We start from the raw sequence: 16,036 nt of genomic DNA on the forward strand, positions 1-16,036 counted from the left end.
GACCTCTCTACCGAGGGCTCCACGCCCATTTCGGGGTGTTCCGATCTGTCCGCGCGCCTGCCTGCCCGTGCCCGTTCATGCCCCAGAAGTCCCTGCTGTCCTAATCGATCTTGCAGAGAAAACCTCACTCATCGGGGTTGAGTTCGGGCGAGTAGGGCGGAAGGAAGAACAGCTCCAGGCGTTCGATGCGGTTCACGAACCGGCGGGTTATCTTGGAGGTGTGGATGCGGCCGCCGTCCACGATCAGGAATACCTTGCCGTCGGTATCGTCCAGCAGCCGGCGGCAGAAGGTGATGAACTCCTCGGACTTCAGGCCCTCGTCGTGAACCATGAACCGCAGTTTCCCCTTCGGCGACACCGCGGAAATCATCATTACCGACATACGCGCGCCGGTCATTTCCACGACCGGGGTCTGGCCGACCGGCGCCCACGTGGTGCCGGAGTGGAAGTCGGTCCGGATGGCCGCCTCATCTGCAAAGAAGATCTCCGCGCCCTCCTCGGCGGCTCGTCGGCGGATCTCCGGATAGGTCTCGGCCTTCCACTTCTCGACCTTCTCTGGATTCTGCTGGTAAGCGCGGTACAGCGGCTTCTGCGGCGACATCCCCAGCCTCCGCAGCGCCCTGCCCACCGTAGCGACCGACACCCGGATCTTGAACCGCTGGAAGATCAGTTCTCCAACCATCGCGCGGGTCCACAACGCGAATCCGAAGCTCAACTGCCGGGGATCCGCTCCCACCAACAACGCATACAGCTCCCGCAGTTGCGCCTCATTCAGCTTGCCGTCCGAGCCGCGCGTCTTCTTCGTCCGCAACGACTCCGGGCCGATCAGCCGGTAGTTCTTCCACCACGTCAACAACGTCGACCGATCAACCTCAACCGCGGCCGCGACCTTGTTTACCGGGAAGCCCCTGCTCAAGCATCCGCACCCCGGCCAGCCGCTCCTCATAGGTCGACCTACGCCCCTTCTTAGCCACAAGACAATCATCCCACTCAAACGATCACAAAGTGGGGAAACCGCAGATCCCCTTGGATCTTGCTGTCGGCGGTAGAAGGCCTCTTCGTACTCATCTGGGGATAGCCCGTCCAGGCCCTGCTGGATCCGGCGCGGGTTGTACCAGCCGTCGATGTAACGGAAGATCGCCGCTTCGGCCTCGGCGCGGGTGGCGAACGTGGTGCCGGGCCAGTAGATGAGCTCGGTCTTGAGGGTGGACCACAGGTTTTCGGCCAGGGCGTTGTCGAAGCTGTCCCCGACGCTGCCGGTGGAGGGCGCGATGCCGGCGTCGGTAAGCCGCTGGGTGAACCGGATCGCGGTGTACTGCTTAGGTACTCCAGCGCCCTGCGCAACACCTTCAACCGCATGCTCGGCTGCCTGTTCCACTGCCTCCAGACCGGCCAGCACTACGACGAGACGGCAGCCTTTGGCGCCCGCCTCGCAGCGCTCGACACAGCCGCCGCTTGACACCTACGAAGATCGGATGTCTGTGGATCGCCCGGGAAGGGGTGTACCTTCCCGGATCGCATGAGGTTCTCAAGCAGGCCGGCGTTGCAGCGTCGGCCGGGAAGGCACATCCCAGATGCTCACCGTAGTCCCCGATCCGTCCGAAGGTGATCGGTCCGGTCAGGCTCCCGTGTCGCCGTCGTGGGAGGTGACCGCGTACAGGAGTCCCGTTGGGCGCATGACGCTAGCGGGCCCTCTCCAAGGTGCAGGGGAGGACCCGCTGGTCGGTTAACGATTGGTCATCCACCAGATGATCAGCGCAATGAGGCTGGAGCCCGCCGCCGCGGCGGCCCCGCGGACGGCCGCGATCAGCGCGATGCGGGGCAGGCGATGTAGGAACCGGCGATCGAACACAGACCATCTCCTTGCGGCACGGCCCCGGGTTCGGCTTACTGGGGCGGTGCCGCCATTGACCCAGTCCGGACGGTTTTCCGGTTCCCGGCCGCCTACCGCGGACGGGTCCGGCAGGCTGGTGGCGTGGGCGGATACCGCAACGGCATAGGTTTTCCGAATGGTTCCGATCCGGCCGCAACCGGTGACGGAGGCGCCAACGTGAGCGAGTCGGAGGATGCAACCGCCGCGTATGCGGCGGCGCTACGGGCACTGCACGAGGCAGCAGGCTCACCCACCGGGCAAACGATCCAGCGGCAGGCGAAAGCGCAGCGACCGCCGCTGACGGTGTCGACCTCCTCGTGGGGCGAATGGCGCAACGGTGTGCGCGTCCCCTCCAAGAAGCCCGTCGCCGACTTCCTGATCGCCTACCTGCGAAACCGCGCCAAGGAGAAGACGCCGAACTATGCAGCGCCACCCGGTAAGTGGTGGGAGCAGACCCGGCTCCGAGCGCTGGCGCAGCGTCGCACGGGCAAGGGCAAGGGCGGTCGTCCGGCCCGCACGCATCCCCCCTTGGAGCCAGTCAACAATGATCAGGGACGGCCGATCGACCAATGGGATCCGGTCAAGCTGGGGCAGCCGGTCGCTGAGCTGGACCCGGTCCGGGCCTTGGAGGTCCATCCGGCCATCGAGCCCCGCAGTGGACACGGCCGCAGCGACAATGCGCTTCCGCTGTACGTCAAGCGGGATCACGATGATCTGCTGCGCAACGAGGTCGACCAGGCTTCGGCTGGCAGCCGCCTGGTGGTGCTGGTGGCGGACTCCTCCACCGGCAAGACCCGCGCTTTGTGGGAGGCCGTCCAGCAGTTGCCCGAAGGATGGTTTGTGTGGCGGCCCGCCGATCGAGCCGCACTCCTGCGCGGCCTCGCCAGCTACCCCGATCTAGGGCGGACAGTGCTGTGGCTGAATGAGACCCAACGCTACCTGTACACCCCGGATGTCCCCACCCATGGCGAGGAGGTGGCGGCCGCCCTGACCGACGTGCTCAACCGCCCCGACCGCGGGCCCGTCCTCATCCTGGGCACCCTGTGGCGCGACACCCACGCCCTGCTCGCCGCACCATCCGCCGATAGCACCCTCGAAGGCGATCTGCATCAGCACGCCCGCGCCCTGCTGCGCACAGCCACAATCCTGTCCGTCGCGGAAACCTTTGACCAGGCGGCGTTGGACGACCTTCGCCGCCTAGCCGAAGACGATCCACGCCTAGCCGAGGCTCTCGCCCACGGTGGGAACCGCATCACCCAATACCTGGCCGGCGCCCGTGAACTGCTCCACCGCTACATTCACGCTCCGGCCGAGGCTCGTGCCCTGCTCGACGCCGCTGCCGACGCCCGCCGTCTGGGTATCGGCGAAGCCCTGCCCGAGGCTTTCCTGCGTGCAGCAGCGGCCGCCTACCTCGACCCCGACGACTGGCAGACCCAGACCGACACCTGGCGCGCCACCTGGTTCACCCGCGCCACCAACTACACCAGCTGGCCGTGCCGGGGCGTCCCAGGTCCTCTGACGCCCATAGTGCCTCTGCCCGGACAAGCCGCGCCCATCCCGACTGAGGCTGTCTACCGGATGGCCGACTATCTTCACCAACACACCGCCGCCATCCGCCGCTATCAGTCACCACCGGCTGGCTTTTGGGACGCTGCGGCTGACCACCTGCACAGGTCACCCGAGCTCGCCGCACTTGCCGAGTCCGCCAGGGTGCGGCGTCGGCTCCGCCACGCCGACCGGCTTTTCCGTGCCGCCGCCATCGACACCCGCCCCTTGGAGCTCCTCGGCCGGATGCGGGAAGCCGAAGACTGGATCGGTACCGAATTGATGTACTGTGCTGCGGTTGGCGATACCAATGCCCTGCGTGAAATCGCCTTGAGTCGGCAAAGGGCTGGTGACCTAGAGGGGGCCGAGCGGCTGTACAGCGCCGCCGCCCAAGCCGACATCTTGATGCCGTCCAGACTCGGTCAGTTGCCAGAGATCGCTGGCGAACGGCAGAGGGCCGAGCACCTGTTCAGCGGCGCCAGAGACGTGCATGCCGCCCTCTTCAAGCTGGCTCAGATGCGGGAGTGGGCCGGGGACCCGGAGGGCGCCGAGCGGCTGTGGCGCGGCGCTGCCGACGCTGGAGACGCTTTCGGCCACTTCATGCTCGCCAAGATGCGAGAGAGGGCCGGAGACCTAGCGGAGGCCGAGCAGCTGTACCGTGCTGCCGCCGACGCCACGGACGCCGACGAGGCTTGGTCCGCCCTGTTCGATCTCGCCCAGTTGCGAGAGAGGGCGGGAGACCTAGCGGAGGCCGAGCAGCTATACTGTGCCGCCGCCGATGCTGGAGACCTCCGCGCCCCAAGTGGGCTTTCGCAGATGTGGGAGCGGACTGGCGACCGGGAGCGAGCCGAATCCATCGCTCAAGAAGCCGCCAAAGCCGGAAATCCGTATGCCCTGTTCGATCTCGCCCAGCTACGACAGCGGGCTGGCGATCTGAAGGGGGTTGAGCAACTTTTCCGTGCCGCCGCCAAGGCTGGCTACGTTCGCGCTTTGAGCGAACTCGCGGTGATGCACGAGGCGGCTGGTGACCAGGTAAGTGCAGAGCGCCTCGCCCAACAAGCAGTTGATGCTGGGAACGCCTATGCCCTGTACCATCTAAGCCTCCAATGGGACGAGGCGCGTAGAGACAGATTTCAGCGTTTCGGTCTGACGGCCGACGGCAGCCTCGCAGAACCGTGGTGGTGAACAGAGCCCGCCACGTCGCGGTCGGCTCCGCGCCGTGCCTGTGCGACCCTGGTGGTTATTCCGTTGGGGCAAGCCGCGAGGCGTAGTTCGAGGCGGGCGAGGTGGGTGGTTCGGGTGCGGTCGAGTGCGTTGCCGTCCCACCAGGCGCGGAGCTGTAGCGGGTTGAGCGCGATGGCGCTGAAGACGTGTTCCAGGTGGGTCTTGGCCAGGGCGCGGTGCATGCCGGTGGCGGCGGCCTGTCGGATGGTCCCCTGAGCAATAGTCAATACCTGTGGATCATGAATTCATGCTGCGTCGGCTTGGGGTTGGTCGTCGTCGGGTCGTTCGACGAGTTTGCCGCCGGTGAAGGTCGCGCCGGCGCGGACGAGTGCGACCAGGTGGGGTGCGTTGACTGCGCGCCATCGGGTCTGGGCGGACTCGATGAGCTTGAAGGCCATGGCCAGGCCCGCGGCGCGTGAGCCGGGTCCCTTGGTGACCTTGGTGCGGTGCCGGACGGTGGCGAAGGTCGATTCGATCGGGTTGGTGGTGCGCAGGTGGATCCAATGCTCGGCCGGGAAGTCGTAGAAGGCCAGCAATTCGTCGATGTCGTCAGTGACCTTGGCGGCGGCCTTGCCGAACTTGGCGCCGTAGGCGGTCTCGAACGCTCGCACCGCGGCCAGGGCGTGCTCCTTGTCCTCGGCGTTCCAGATCTCAGCCAGTGCCTTCTTGGCTCCCGGATGCGCCGACTTGGGCAGCGCCCCCAGCACGTTCGCGATCTTGTGAAACCAGCATCTCTGCTGTTTGGCCTGCGGGAACACCTCGCGGAGCGCGCCCCAGAACCCCAGCGCACCGTCACCGACCGCCAGAACGGGGGCGCGCATGCCGCGGCGGGCGCAGTCGCGCAGCAGATCGGCCCATGACTCGGTCGATTCCCGGTACCCGTCGGTGAGCGCGACCAGCTCCTTGCGGCCGTCGGCGCGGACCCCGATCATGACCAGCAGGCAGAGCTTGTGCTCTTCGAGGCGGATGTTGACGTGGATCCCGTCGGCCCACAGGTAGACGTAGTCGACCTCGGACAGATCGCGAGCGGCGAAGGTGCGCTGCTCGGCCTTCCACTGCTCGGTCAGGCGGGTGATGACCGGGGCCGAAGGCCGGCGGTCGAGCCGAGGAACTGACCGAGAGCGGACACGAAGTCCCCGCTTGACAGGCCGTGCAGGTACAGCAGCGGCAGCACCTCGGTCACCTTCGGGGTCTTGCGGCACCACGGCGGAAGAATCGCCGAGGAGAACCGCTTGCGCTCCCCGGTGACCGTGTACCGCTCGGATACTCGGTTTCGTTGTCTGAGCTGGGATTTTGCTGTGGGGCTGCGGCAGTCACTGCGACGATCTCGAGGTGTTGTTGTCTCTGCTGTACCGGTTGGTCCGGAGCCTGCTCGGCTTGTTGGTGATGCTGGTCCGGTCTGATCTGTCCAAGGACGTCGAGTTGCTGGTGCTGCGTCACGAGAACCAGGTGTTGCGCCGTCAGACCGCAGGTCGTCCGCGCTGGGATCATGGCGACCGGCTCTGGTTTGCGGCGTTGTCCCAGCTGGTGCCGCGCCGGCGGTGGGCCGAACTCTTTCCGGTTGTTCCGGCGACACTCCTGCGCTGGCACCGTGACCTCGTCGCCCGTAAGTGGACCTTCACCGACCGGTGCCGTCCAGGTCGCCCCCGCACAGGTGCGTCGATCAGAACGCTGATCTTGCGGATGGCGCGGGAGAACCCGGCGTGGGGGCATCGGCGGATCCAAGGCGAGTTGGCCCGTCTCGGCTACACGATTGCGGCTTCCACGGTGTGGGAGATCCTTCATGCGGCCGGCATCGATCCGGCACCGCGCCGGGCGGGGCCGACCTGGCGGCAGTTCCTGACCGCTCAAGCACACGCGATCATCGCCTGCGACTTCCTGGTGGTGGAGACGGTCCTGCTCAAGCGGCTCTATGTGCTGGTGTTCATCGAGCACGGCACCCGCAGAGTGCATCTGGCCGGGGTGACCGCGTGCCCGACGGGGGCGTGGGCGGTGCAGCAGGCCCGCAATCTGGCCATGGAGTTGGAGGATCGTATCGGCGCGCTGCGGTTTTTGATCCACGACCGCGATCCGGTCTTCACCACCGCGTTCGATGAAGTGTTCAAGGCTGAAGGGCTCCAGGTCGTCAGGACCTTGTCGCGGACGCCGCGGATGAATGCCATCTGTGAGCGCGTGATCGGCACCCTGCGCCGTGAATTGCTGGACCGGGTGTTGATCCTGGGGGAGCGGCACCTGGCCCTGGTGCTCGGCGAGTACCTGGACCACTACAACGGCCACCGGCCACACCAAGCCCGCCGGCAACGACCTCCAGATGCCGAATCCCAGCCCATCAGGAACCCGGCCGAACTCAACGACCTGCGATCCATCCGGCGAAGACCCGTCGTCACGGGTGTGATCAACGAATACCACCACGCCGCGTAACCCCAGCTCAAGCCGCGTAACTCAATAATCGAGCGGGACACCCTGGTCGAGGCCATCCACCTTGGCCGCGACGCCGCCGGCGTGGAGTACGAACCCGACTTCGTCCACCTCACCCTGGGCAACCTGCTGCACGCCCACAACCAGGGAGCCACCGGCACGCCCCAGGTCGCCCGCGGCGACGCCCGCAACATCGCCACCATCTACCGCAACCTCCACGGCAAGGCCGCGCTGGTACTCACCTCACCGCCCTACGGCTCCTACACCCACGGCCACATCCGCTCCGGACGCGACAACGGCGGCGGGAAGATCGACAAACGCCACCACCGCTACTCCACCGACCGCAGCAACCTCGCCCACCAGCCCATCTCCGGCCTGCTGGAGGGCTTCGGACAGATCCTGGCCGGCACCGCAACCCTGCTCCGCCCCGGCGGAGTCATCGCCGTCACCATCCGCCCGATCCGTCTCAAAGGCGAACTCCTCGACCTGCCCGGACAGGTCATCGACACCGCCCACCGCAGCGGCCTGGCCCTGACCGCCCGGCACGCCGCCCTTCTTGCCGGGTTCCGCGACGGTGGCCTGATCAACCGGGCCTCCTTCTTCCAGATGCTCGAAACCCGCCGCGCCCGCGACCGCGGCATCCCCGCTTGTGCCACCGCCCACGAAGACCTGCTGCTTTTCAAGCGCGTACACGACCTGCCGGAGGCGAGCCGATGACCAGGAACCGACTCAGGAACCCGACTGGTCACAGCCGGGTTCTGGAGATGCTGGCCATCCTCCAGCTCAGCTTGTGCGGTCGCTGCGGACGGGCCTGCTACGCCACCCGCCGGACGGCCCGGCACGCCGCCCGCATTGCCGCACCTGGCGCCGGGTTGCGCGCCTACCGGTGCGGCGACAGCTGGCACCTGACCAGCCCGCCGCGGCACCCGCAGCGCATCACCCCGCCCGTCACCCCCGTCCAGGATCTTCGGGTTGGCGGGGCGGGGCTTGACCGGCGGGGTGAAGGCGAGCGTGCATACCGGTGCTCCGGCCCGGACCAATCCGCTCGCCCGCAACCTGCAGCGCACACGTCCGGACGCCGGAGCGGACCCGATCCGCTGGCAGACGCCCACAACGCCCAACAGTCCTGTTCCCGCACGGCGTGCGGGGGTGGGCGATGAGGCCGGGGCTGACGCCGGCGGAGATCCGCACGCTGCCCGCCGTGGTCGATCTGGTCACCGCGGGGCGGGCGCTGGGAGTGGGGCGCACCAAAAGCTACGAGTTGGCGCGTGCCGGGCGGTTCCCCTGCCCGGTGCTGCGGGTCGGCCGCAGCTACCTGGTCCCCACCACCGGACTGCTCGCCCTGCTCGGCCTCAACGACTCGACCGGGCAGCCCACACCAGAAAGCGAGTGAACAAAGGATGCCTGCCGGAACCACCTACAAGGTGTGTGGCTGCCGCGCCCCGGATGGACGGGGACTGCTCAGCAAATGCCCCAGGCTGCGCCGCAAGGGCGGCTCATGGAGCCCCACCCACGGCGCGTGGTACTACCAGTTCGAACTGCCGCCCAACCCCGACGGCACCCGCCGCACCCCGATCCGCCGCGGCGGGTTCACCAGCCAGGACGCCGCCGAAACCCAGATCACCCGACTGCACGAACTGCTGGCCATCAGCGGGGACCATGAGGACCACAGCCGGATCGCCGACCTCATCGTCACCACCCTGAAGAAGGACAAGCGCCTTCCGGTACCCGAGGAGGTGCGCCGCAAGATCCGCACCGGGCAGGACCTGGACACCGCCCTCACCACCGGGCAATGGCTGCAGACCTGGCTGGCCGGACGTAAAGGACTACGGCACGGCACCATCCGTAGCTACCGCACCCACATCACCGTCCACCTGGAACCGGTGATAGGCCACATCCGCCTGGACCGCCTCCGCGTCGCCGACGTGCAGGCGGTGTTCGACACCATCGACGAACGCAACGAGACGATCACCCGCGCCCGCGAAGCCGCCGACCCCGGCCTGCGGGCACAGGTGAAGGGCTGCCGGGTGGTCGGTCCGGCGACCATGCACCGGATCCGCGCCACCTTGCGCGCCGCCCTCAACCAGGCGATCCGGGAGCGACGCATCGACCTCAACGTCGCCTCGTTGATCGAACTGCCCTCGGGACGGCGCCCCAAGGCGCTGGTCTGGACACCCGAACGTGTCCGCGAATGGCGCCAGGCACGCGAGATGTTCATCGAGGCCAAGGCCCGCCCCCTCAGTGGGGCAGGTGGGACGGCGCGCAGCGGGCGGGTGAAGCCGATGGACGCCTACGTCAGCACACCGCGCCCTTCCCCGGTCATGGTGTGGACACCCGAGCAGACCGGGATCTTCCTCAACCGCGCCGCCCGGCACCGGCTGTACGCGCTGTATCACCTGATCGCCTTCCGCGGACTGCGGCGCGGCGAAGCGTGCGGGCTGCGGTGGGCCGACGTCGACCTAGACGAAGGCACCATCCGGGTACGGTGGCAGATCACCCAGATCGGCGGCCACACCGAACAAGGCCGCCCCAAATCCGAAGCAGGCGAACGCCAGGTCACCCTCGACCAGCACACCATCAAACAACTGGCCGCCCACCGCGCCCGCCACAACCAGGAACACCTGGCCGCTGGCGACACCTGGAACGACACCGGATTCGTCTTCACCCGGGAGCATGGGGAGCCGCTCGCGCCCATGGGCGTCTCCGAGCAGTTCCTGCTGCTGGCCATGGAGGCCGGGCTCCCACCCGTTCGGCTGCACGACCTGCGGCACGGCGCCGCCACCATCCTGCTGCGCGCCGGACACGACCTCAAAGTCGTCCAGGAGACGCTGGGGTTGTCGTCGATCAACATCGCCTCCGACACCTACACCAGCGTCCTGCCCGACCTGGCCCGCCAATCCGCCGAAGACGCCGCCGCCGTAATACTCAACGCCCGCACCAGGCCCGACGAAACGGCAGCACCGGGCCGCGTCGTCCGGTTGCCGGAGGCGTCGAGGCTATGACCGGCAGAGACTGACCGTCAGATTCTCTGCACCGGGGTCCGCGTCCGAACCGGAAGTTGGGGTGCGGACCCCCTTCCTGTTTCAAGGCAGGTGAGCATCCGAAAGTCCTGCCGCCCCCGCACGGGCGCCGTTATCGCGGGCCGCACCGGCACGTCGGCCAGGTGCCCGACACCGATGATCGCGCGGGCTGAAGGACGGGTCAGCGATCGGTTCGCGACAGCCGAGCAAACATCGAGCAAACACGAGGACATACCGGGACAGAATTTTGGATCTTGGCAATGGTAAGACTGCAGGTCAGACGGGGGCGCGCCCGGCAGGATTCGAACCCGCGACCGTCGGATTAGAAGTCCGATGCTCTGTCCAGCTGAGCTACGGGCGCTCGGCGCCCGGCGGGACGCCGGGACACAGTGTAAGGGGGCGGGTCGTTCGGCTCCACATCTATAACGGCCTCCGGGGTGGGGCGGGGGTTCTATCTTGGGGTGCTGTGGCGGTGAACTTCGAGGTTCCGCTCTCCGGTGGGGACGTGTCGGAGGGCGTGGTGCGGGTGGGGGAGACGGTGCGCAGGCCGTTGCGTGCGCACAGTCCGGCGGTGCATGGGGTGCTGCGGCATCTGGAGGCGGTGGGGTTCGAAGCGCCGCGGGTGCTGGGGATCGACGAGGTGGGGCGGGAGGTTCTCAGCTGGGTGCCGGGGGACGTGCCGGACCGGCCGCTCAAGGCGCAGTACGTGTCGGAGGACGTGCTTCGGGGGGTTGGGCGGTTGCTCAGGCGCTATCACGAGGCGGTGGCGTCCTATGAGGCGCCGGCCGGGGCACCGTGGGACGGGGAGACGTCCAATCTGGACGGGGAGCCCGAGGTCATCGGGCACTGTGATGTGACGCCCGAGAATGTCGTGTTCAGGGTCGGAGTGCCTTGCGCGTTCATTGATTTCGACTTGGCCCGGCCCACTACGCGGTTGTTCGATGTGGTGACCGCGCTGCGGCATTGGGGGCCGATCGCTGATCCGGCCGATCGGGACGCTGTTCTGTACGGGGCGGATGTGGGGCGTAGGCTGCGGGTCTTCTGTGATGCCTATGGGCTGGATCGGGAGGCGCGGCGGGACGTGCTGCCGGCGGCTCGGGTGAGGTTCGAGCGGTCTTATCGGGTGATGCGTGAGAAGGCTCAGCGTGGGGGCGGTTGGGCGCGTATCTGGCAAGGGGGTGCCGGGCCGCGGATTCGGCGGGCGCAGGATTGGCTGGAGCGGCACTGGGATGAGCTTGATGCGCGTCTCTGGTGAGGGGCTGGTTCTCGGGGTCGTTCTGGACGCGCTTTTCGGGGATCCGAAGCGGTGGCATCCGGTGGCCGGGTTCGGGCGTGTCGCCGCGGTGGGGGAGCGCTGGATCTATGGGGATGCTCGGTGGCGGGGGGTTGTCTACACCGGGATTCTTGTGGGGTCGGCGGGGGTGGTTGGGTTTGCGCTTGAGCGGGTTAGCCGGCGGCCTGTGGCGCATTGTCTTGTCACTGCGGGTGTGACTTGGTCTGTGCTTGGAGGCACGTCTTTGGGGCGTGAGGGGCTTTTCATGGCCCGGGTGCTGGAGCGTGGGGATGTTGAGGCGGCTCGGGGGCGGCTATCTCATTTGTGTGCCCGGGATCCACGGGGGCTGGATGCGGCTGCGTTGAGCAGGGCCGTTGTCGAGTCGGTGGCTGAGAATACGTCGGATGCGTCGATCGCTCCGCTGGTGTGGGGGGCGGTGGCCGGTATTCCGGGGTTGCTCATGTATCGGGCCGTGAACACCTTGGACGCGATGGTCGGGTACCGGAGTCCGAGGTATGAGCGGTTCGGGTGGGCGAGCGCGAGGCTCGATGATGTTGTCAATTGGGTTCCCGCGAGAGTGACCGGGGGATTGGTCGCGCTCCTTTCGGGGCGGGAGGCTTGGCGGGTGCTGGCACGGGACGGGAGCAAGCATCCGAGTCCCAATGCCGGACGGTGCGAAGCCGCGTTCGCTGGGGCGCTCGGGGTGCGGCTGGGCGGCACGAACGCCTATGAAGGACGGGTCGAGCACCGGCCCGAGATGGGGGACGGCAGGGCGCCCGAGGTCGCGGACATCAAGAGGGCCGTCAGGCTCTCGGCGGTCGTGACGTTCGCGGCGGCGGCCATCGTGTGGGCCGTCAGATGAGCGGGCTCCTGGTGGCGGGGACCACGTCGGATGCGGGGAAGAGCGTCGTCACGGCGGGGTTGTGCCGGTGGCTGGCGAGGCAGGGTGTGCGGGTCGCGCCGTTCAAGGCCCAGAACATGTCGCTCAATTCGATGGTGACGGGTGATGGGGCGGAGATCGGGCGGGCGCAGTACATGCAGGCTCAGGCGGCGGGGGTCGAGCCGGCGGCGAGGATGAATCCGGTGCTGCTCAAGCCGGGGAGCGATCGGCGAAGTCAGGTCGTTGTTCTGGGGCGGCCCGTGGCGGAGGTCGACGCGCTTCAGTACGGGCAGCACAAGGAATGGCTCAAGGGCGTTGTTCTGGAAAGCCTCGATGAACTGCGTGCCGAGTACGACGTGGTGGTTTGTGAGGGGGCCGGGAGTCCTGCCGAGATCAATTTGAGGGCCGGCGACATCGTCAACATGGGGCTGGCGCGGGCGGCGGATCTGCCGGTGGTCGTGGTCGGTGACATCGACCGGGGTGGTGTCTTCGCGTCGTTGTTCGGCACGGTCGCGTTGTTGGAGCCGGAAGATCAGGCTCTCGTCGCGGGGTTCGTCATCAACAAGTTCCGGGGTGCTTCAGAACTGCTGGCGCCTGGGCTGGAGCAGCTCAAGATGCTTACGGGGCGGCCCACGCTCGGGGTGCTGCCCTGGAAACTCGGCCTGTATCTCGACTCCGAGGACACTCTGGCGTTGGACGCGCCGCGTTCGGACGCGAGAGCGGCCCATGGGAAGGAAACGCTGCGGGTCGCGGTCGTCAGGTTCCCGCGGATCTCGAATTTCACCGACATGGACGCGCTGGCCTGCGAGCCCGGTGTCGTCGTCCGCTATGCCGCGAGCGCCGGGGATCTGGCCGAGGCCGATCTGGTCGTGCTGCCGGGGACGCGGGCCACGGTCTCCGATCTCGAATGGCTCCGGGAGAGGGGAATGGCCGACGAGATTCGCAAGAGGGCCGATGAGGGGCGCCCCGTGCTCGGCATCTGCGGCGGGTACCAGATGCTCGCCGAGGAGATCCTGGACGACGTCGAGTCGAAAAGGGGCAGGGTCGAAGGGCTCGGTCTTCTGCCCGCGAAGGTCGAGTTCGGAGCCGAAAAGACCCTGGGACGGCCACAAGGCAGCGCCTATGGCGAGGATGTCCACGCCTATGAGATTCATCATGGGCATGTCGAGGCGTATGGCGAGCCCTTCCTCGACGGCTGCCGGAAGGGCGCCGTCTGGGGGACGACGTGGCACGGCGCCATGGAGAACGACGGCTTCCGGCGGGCTTTCCTCGAAGACGTGGCCCAGCATGCGAACCGGGACTTCACCCCGGCCCCGGACGTCTCGTTCCAGGCGCTGAGGGAGGCGACGCTGGAGACGCTGGGCGATCTCGTCGAGCAGCACATGGACACCGATGCCCTGTGGCGGATCATCGAGGGCGGTGCGCCGGCGGGCCTTCCCGTCGTCCCTCCCGGCGGTGCGCCGGAACCGCCCGCCGCGGCGGTAGGGTGATCCACTCGTAGGCACAGGCCGCAACAGGACCAGGAGGAACGTCCCGTGACCGACCCGCGGTCCAGTCTGATCGTCCCGCTGATGAAGGCGCGGGTGCCGGCCGAGGTCCAGCTGGAGTTCCCGCTCCCGGCGGACGAGGACCCGATCCGCGACCCGTTCGCCGCCGAGCTCTACGTCACCTACGCGCTGGAGATCGCCGACGAGGGCGTCCCGTCCGGCTGGCGGTACGAGCACGTCGCCCGGCGGCACTGTGCGGAGCTCGGCGTGGCGCCGGACGAGCTGCGCCGGCACGCCGTGATCAACCTGCGTGACCGGCGGCCCGAGCTGAGCCTCAGCTGGTACCCGGACGTGCGCGCCGTGACGGTGTCGCTGGACGGGGCGGGGCAGCGCGGGAGCCTGGAGTCCGGCCTGCTGCTGGACGAGGGGTTCCTGGAGAAGCTGGCCCAGGACGTGGAGGGCGACCTGGTCGTGGCCGTCCCCGCGCGGGACGTGTTCGTCGCGTCCGGAACCGGCCACCCGGACGGCGTCGACAGGCTCCGCTGGGCCGTCGCCCAGGTCTGGGCGGAGGACCGCGGGGACGACGGCGCCGACCCCGCCTGGGACGTCCCCGCCGGAAGCCTCCTCACGCACGACCTGCTGGTGCGCCGCGCCGGCACCTGGGACGTCCTCCCGGCATGAGCGCCGCTACGACAGGCGCCTGAACTCGGGCCACAGCTCCGTCCACGGTGCGCGCTGCCCGCGGCACACCCACACCGGTTTGCCCTGCTCCTGGTTGTCGAGGCCGACGCCGTTGTCGATGCGGGCGACCGGGCGGACGTCCGTCCAGTACCGGCGCAGCCCGGCCCCCTCCGCGACGTCTTCCGGCCCCACCACGATCGTGGGGCCGCGCCCGTCCGGCGGGCGCCCGAAGTACCAGTAGCCGTTGTGGCCGCTGTAGGCGCGCGGAAGCCCCAGGGCGGGTCCGTACCTGTCGAGCGCGCCGGCCTCGCCGTACTTGCTGACGACGATCGTCGCCGCGGCCCGCTCGCCGGGCGGCAGGGCGTCGCGGACGGCCGCGACCTGCGCCGCGAACCGGGGCCAGCCGACGGTCTCCGCCGAGTCGGCGTTGATGACGGGCTGCGGCGTGTCGGCCAGCCGGCTCAGCGGGTACACGGGCAGCGTGAGCAGGACGGTCATGACGGCGGTGATCACGTACGCCGGAGCGGACGCCGCCCAGCCCCAGCCCCGCGGTGCGCCGTGCCGCTCGACCTCCACGGCGCCCGCCGCCCAGAGCGCCGCCCACAGCCCGCTCAGGTAGTACGGCTTCCCGGCGGTGACGAGGAAGACGACGTTCAGCAGCACGTACGCGTGCCCGAGGAACGGTACGTGCGCAGGTCGTCGGACCGGTACGTCCGCCACAGCCCGTAGATCCACAGCCAGGACGGCACCACGCCGGTCAGCAGCAGCTGGAACGGGAGGAATCCGGGCCGCCCGCCGAAGTCGCCCTTGCCGGCGATCGCGTCGGCCATGTCGATTTGCGGCCAGCCGTGCCGTGCCTGCCAGACCAGCCCGGGCGTGACCGCGACGACCGCCACGAGCGCCCCGGCCCAGAGCAGCGGGCGGCGCGGGAAGTCGCGCGGTCCCGACAGCAGCAGCCCCGCGACCAGCGCGACCAGCAGGAAGGCCGCCAGGTACTTCACGTTCAGCGCCAGGGCCGACGCGATCCCCACGGAGAGCAGCAGCCGCTGATCACGGGTCCGGACCCACCGGACCACCAGCCAGACGATCACGGTCGACAGCAGCAGGTCGAGCGTGGCGGTGACGAAGATGTGGCCGACCGCCACGGCGAACGGGCAGACCGTGAAGGACGCGGCCGTCAGTAGCTGCGCCCGCCGTCCGCCGCCCATCTCCCGGGCGGTCAGCGCGGCGACCGGCACGCCGCAGGCGGCGAGCAGGGCGGACGGGACGCGCAGCGCGACCAGCGAGTCGCCGAAGACCGCGGTGATCCCCCGGACGAGAACCGGCAGCAGCGGCGGCTGGTCCGGGTATCCCCAGGCCAGATGCCGTCCGGCGACCCGGAAGTACAGCTCGTCGCGGTGGTAGCCGTACCGGGCGCTGACGGCCAGCAGCACCGCGCCGAGCGCCCCGGCCGTCAGCAGCACCGGTTTCCAGGCGACCGCCGGAACGGCAGGGGCCGTGGTGACATCGAGGGGACCGGACGCCGCTGAGGCGGGGGCGGACATGGTCCCGAACCTATGCGGGCACTGTGGCCTGCGTCACGAGCCGAGCCCGTCCGACCCAGGACACAGCGGGGGCCCGCGAAAAATCGATGGG

13 protein-coding genes, 1 tRNA gene and 2 pseudogenes are annotated in these 16,036 nt (G+C 68.5%); 9 read left to right on the top strand and 7 right to left on the bottom strand.

All coding sequences use genetic code 11. The annotated features are described in order from the left end of the window. Positions 1-124: 124 nt before the first annotated feature. The 3 genes and pseudogenes from ABGB11_RS12265 to ABGB11_RS12275 form a co-directional block, all read right to left on the bottom strand. Entirely contained in the window at positions 125-985 is an 861-nt protein-coding gene (locus tag ABGB11_RS12265; RefSeq protein ID WP_347632428.1) for an IS630 family transposase, read from the bottom strand. Between the two features lie 81 nt (positions 986-1,066). Continuing rightward, positions 1,067-1,318 (bottom strand): annotated as a pseudogene (locus tag ABGB11_RS12270) (IS3 family transposase); the annotation flags it as partial. 408 nt (positions 1,319-1,726) lie between these two features. Continuing rightward, a complete protein-coding gene (locus tag ABGB11_RS12275) occupies positions 1,727-1,852 on the bottom strand; it encodes a hypothetical protein (protein WP_347631981.1) in 126 nt (41 codons plus the stop codon). A 198-nt stretch (positions 1,853-2,050) separates the two neighbouring features. Between ABGB11_RS12275 and ABGB11_RS12280 the strand changes: the two genes are divergently transcribed. Next, positions 2,051-4,603: a hypothetical protein gene (locus ABGB11_RS12280; protein ID WP_347631983.1), complete on the top strand. Its 2,553-nt coding sequence runs from the start codon at positions 2,051-2,053 to the stop codon at positions 4,601-4,603. 284 nt (positions 4,604-4,887) lie between these two features. Here ABGB11_RS12280 and ABGB11_RS12285 read toward each other — a convergent pair. Further along, a pseudogene (locus ABGB11_RS12285) lies at positions 4,888-5,888 on the bottom strand (IS256 family transposase); the annotation flags it as partial. Positions 5,889-5,974: 86 nt separating this feature from the next. On the opposite strand from ABGB11_RS12285, the gene ABGB11_RS12290 reads away from it, so the two are divergent. The 4 genes from ABGB11_RS12290 (at position 5,975) to ABGB11_RS12305 (ending at position 10,062) form a co-directional block, all read left to right on the top strand. Beyond that, positions 5,975-7,063, top strand: a complete 1,089-nt coding sequence (locus tag ABGB11_RS12290) for an integrase core domain-containing protein (RefSeq protein ID WP_347631985.1) — start codon at positions 5,975-5,977, stop codon at positions 7,061-7,063. A gap of 81 nt (positions 7,064-7,144) precedes the next feature. Then, positions 7,145-7,777, top strand: a complete 633-nt coding sequence (locus ABGB11_RS12295) for a hypothetical protein (RefSeq protein ID WP_347631987.1) — start codon at positions 7,145-7,147, stop codon at positions 7,775-7,777. A 439-nt stretch (positions 7,778-8,216) separates the two neighbouring features. After that, the gene (locus tag ABGB11_RS12300; RefSeq protein WP_347631989.1) at positions 8,217-8,453 is read left to right on the top strand and encodes a DNA-binding protein; all 237 of its coding nucleotides are present in this window, start codon (positions 8,217-8,219) and stop codon (positions 8,451-8,453) included. A gap of 7 nt (positions 8,454-8,460) precedes the next feature. Continuing rightward, the gene (locus ABGB11_RS12305; RefSeq protein ID WP_347631991.1) at positions 8,461-10,062 is read left to right on the top strand and encodes a site-specific integrase; all 1,602 of its coding nucleotides are present in this window, start codon (positions 8,461-8,463) and stop codon (positions 10,060-10,062) included. Between the two features lie 305 nt (positions 10,063-10,367). On the opposite strand, the gene ABGB11_RS12310 is transcribed toward ABGB11_RS12305, so the two are convergent. Next, positions 10,368-10,441: transfer RNA gene (locus tag ABGB11_RS12310), tRNA-Arg, on the bottom strand. A 105-nt stretch (positions 10,442-10,546) separates the two neighbouring features. Here ABGB11_RS12310 and ABGB11_RS12315 point away from each other — a divergent pair. From ABGB11_RS12315 to ABGB11_RS12330, 4 genes are read left to right on the top strand one after another with little or no spacing between them, the layout of a single operon-like run. Beyond that, positions 10,547-11,335, top strand: coding sequence for an aminoglycoside phosphotransferase family protein (locus ABGB11_RS12315; RefSeq protein ID WP_347631993.1), 789 nt, complete (start codon positions 10,547-10,549; stop codon positions 11,333-11,335). After that, positions 11,310-12,215: a cobalamin biosynthesis protein gene (locus tag ABGB11_RS12320; RefSeq protein ID WP_347631995.1), complete on the top strand. Its 906-nt coding sequence runs from the start codon at positions 11,310-11,312 to the stop codon at positions 12,213-12,215. The genes ABGB11_RS12315 and ABGB11_RS12320 overlap by 26 nt, the downstream gene beginning before the upstream one ends. After that, positions 12,212-13,723 (top strand): cobyric acid synthase, encoded by a 1,512-nt coding sequence (locus tag ABGB11_RS12325; protein WP_347631997.1) that lies wholly within the window; start codon positions 12,212-12,214, stop codon positions 13,721-13,723. Before ABGB11_RS12320 ends, ABGB11_RS12325 begins: the two co-directional genes overlap by 4 nt. Before the next feature lie 45 nt (positions 13,724-13,768). Next, positions 13,769-14,401 (top strand): DUF1444 family protein, encoded by a 633-nt coding sequence (locus ABGB11_RS12330; RefSeq protein ID WP_347631999.1) that lies wholly within the window; start codon positions 13,769-13,771, stop codon positions 14,399-14,401. A 6-nt stretch (positions 14,402-14,407) separates the two neighbouring features. On the opposite strand, the gene ABGB11_RS12335 is transcribed toward ABGB11_RS12330, so the two are convergent. Then, positions 14,408-15,064, bottom strand: a complete 657-nt coding sequence (locus tag ABGB11_RS12335; protein ID WP_347632001.1) for a hypothetical protein — start codon at positions 15,062-15,064, stop codon at positions 14,408-14,410. Continuing rightward, on the bottom strand, positions 15,055-15,945 hold the full coding sequence (locus tag ABGB11_RS12340) for a glycosyltransferase family 39 protein (RefSeq protein WP_347632003.1): 891 nt from the start codon (positions 15,943-15,945) through the stop codon (positions 15,055-15,057). The genes ABGB11_RS12335 and ABGB11_RS12340 overlap by 10 nt, the downstream gene beginning before the upstream one ends. Positions 15,946-16,036 lie beyond the last annotated feature (91 nt).

Source organism: Actinomadura sp. B10D3, from assembly GCF_039871695.1.
In the GTDB taxonomy this organism is placed as follows: Bacteria; Actinomycetota; Actinomycetes; order Streptosporangiales; family Streptosporangiaceae; genus Spirillospora; species Spirillospora madurae.

Coding starts and splice junctions, on each gene's coding strand:
- ABGB11_RS12265 (WP_347632428.1), bottom strand. CDS start 985: ATGATTGTCTTGTGGCTAAGAAGGGGCGTAGGTCGACCTATGAGGAGC.
- ABGB11_RS12300 (WP_347631989.1), top strand. CDS start 8,217: ATGAGGCCGGGGCTGACGCCGGCGGAGATCCGCACGCTGCCCGCCGTG.
- ABGB11_RS12305 (WP_347631991.1), top strand. CDS start 8,461: ATGCCTGCCGGAACCACCTACAAGGTGTGTGGCTGCCGCGCCCCGGAT.
- ABGB11_RS12320 (WP_347631995.1), top strand. CDS start 11,310: ATGAGCTTGATGCGCGTCTCTGGTGAGGGGCTGGTTCTCGGGGTCGTT.
- ABGB11_RS12325 (WP_347631997.1), top strand. CDS start 12,212: ATGAGCGGGCTCCTGGTGGCGGGGACCACGTCGGATGCGGGGAAGAGC.
- ABGB11_RS12340 (WP_347632003.1), bottom strand. CDS start 15,945: ATGTCCGCCCCCGCCTCAGCGGCGTCCGGTCCCCTCGATGTCACCACG.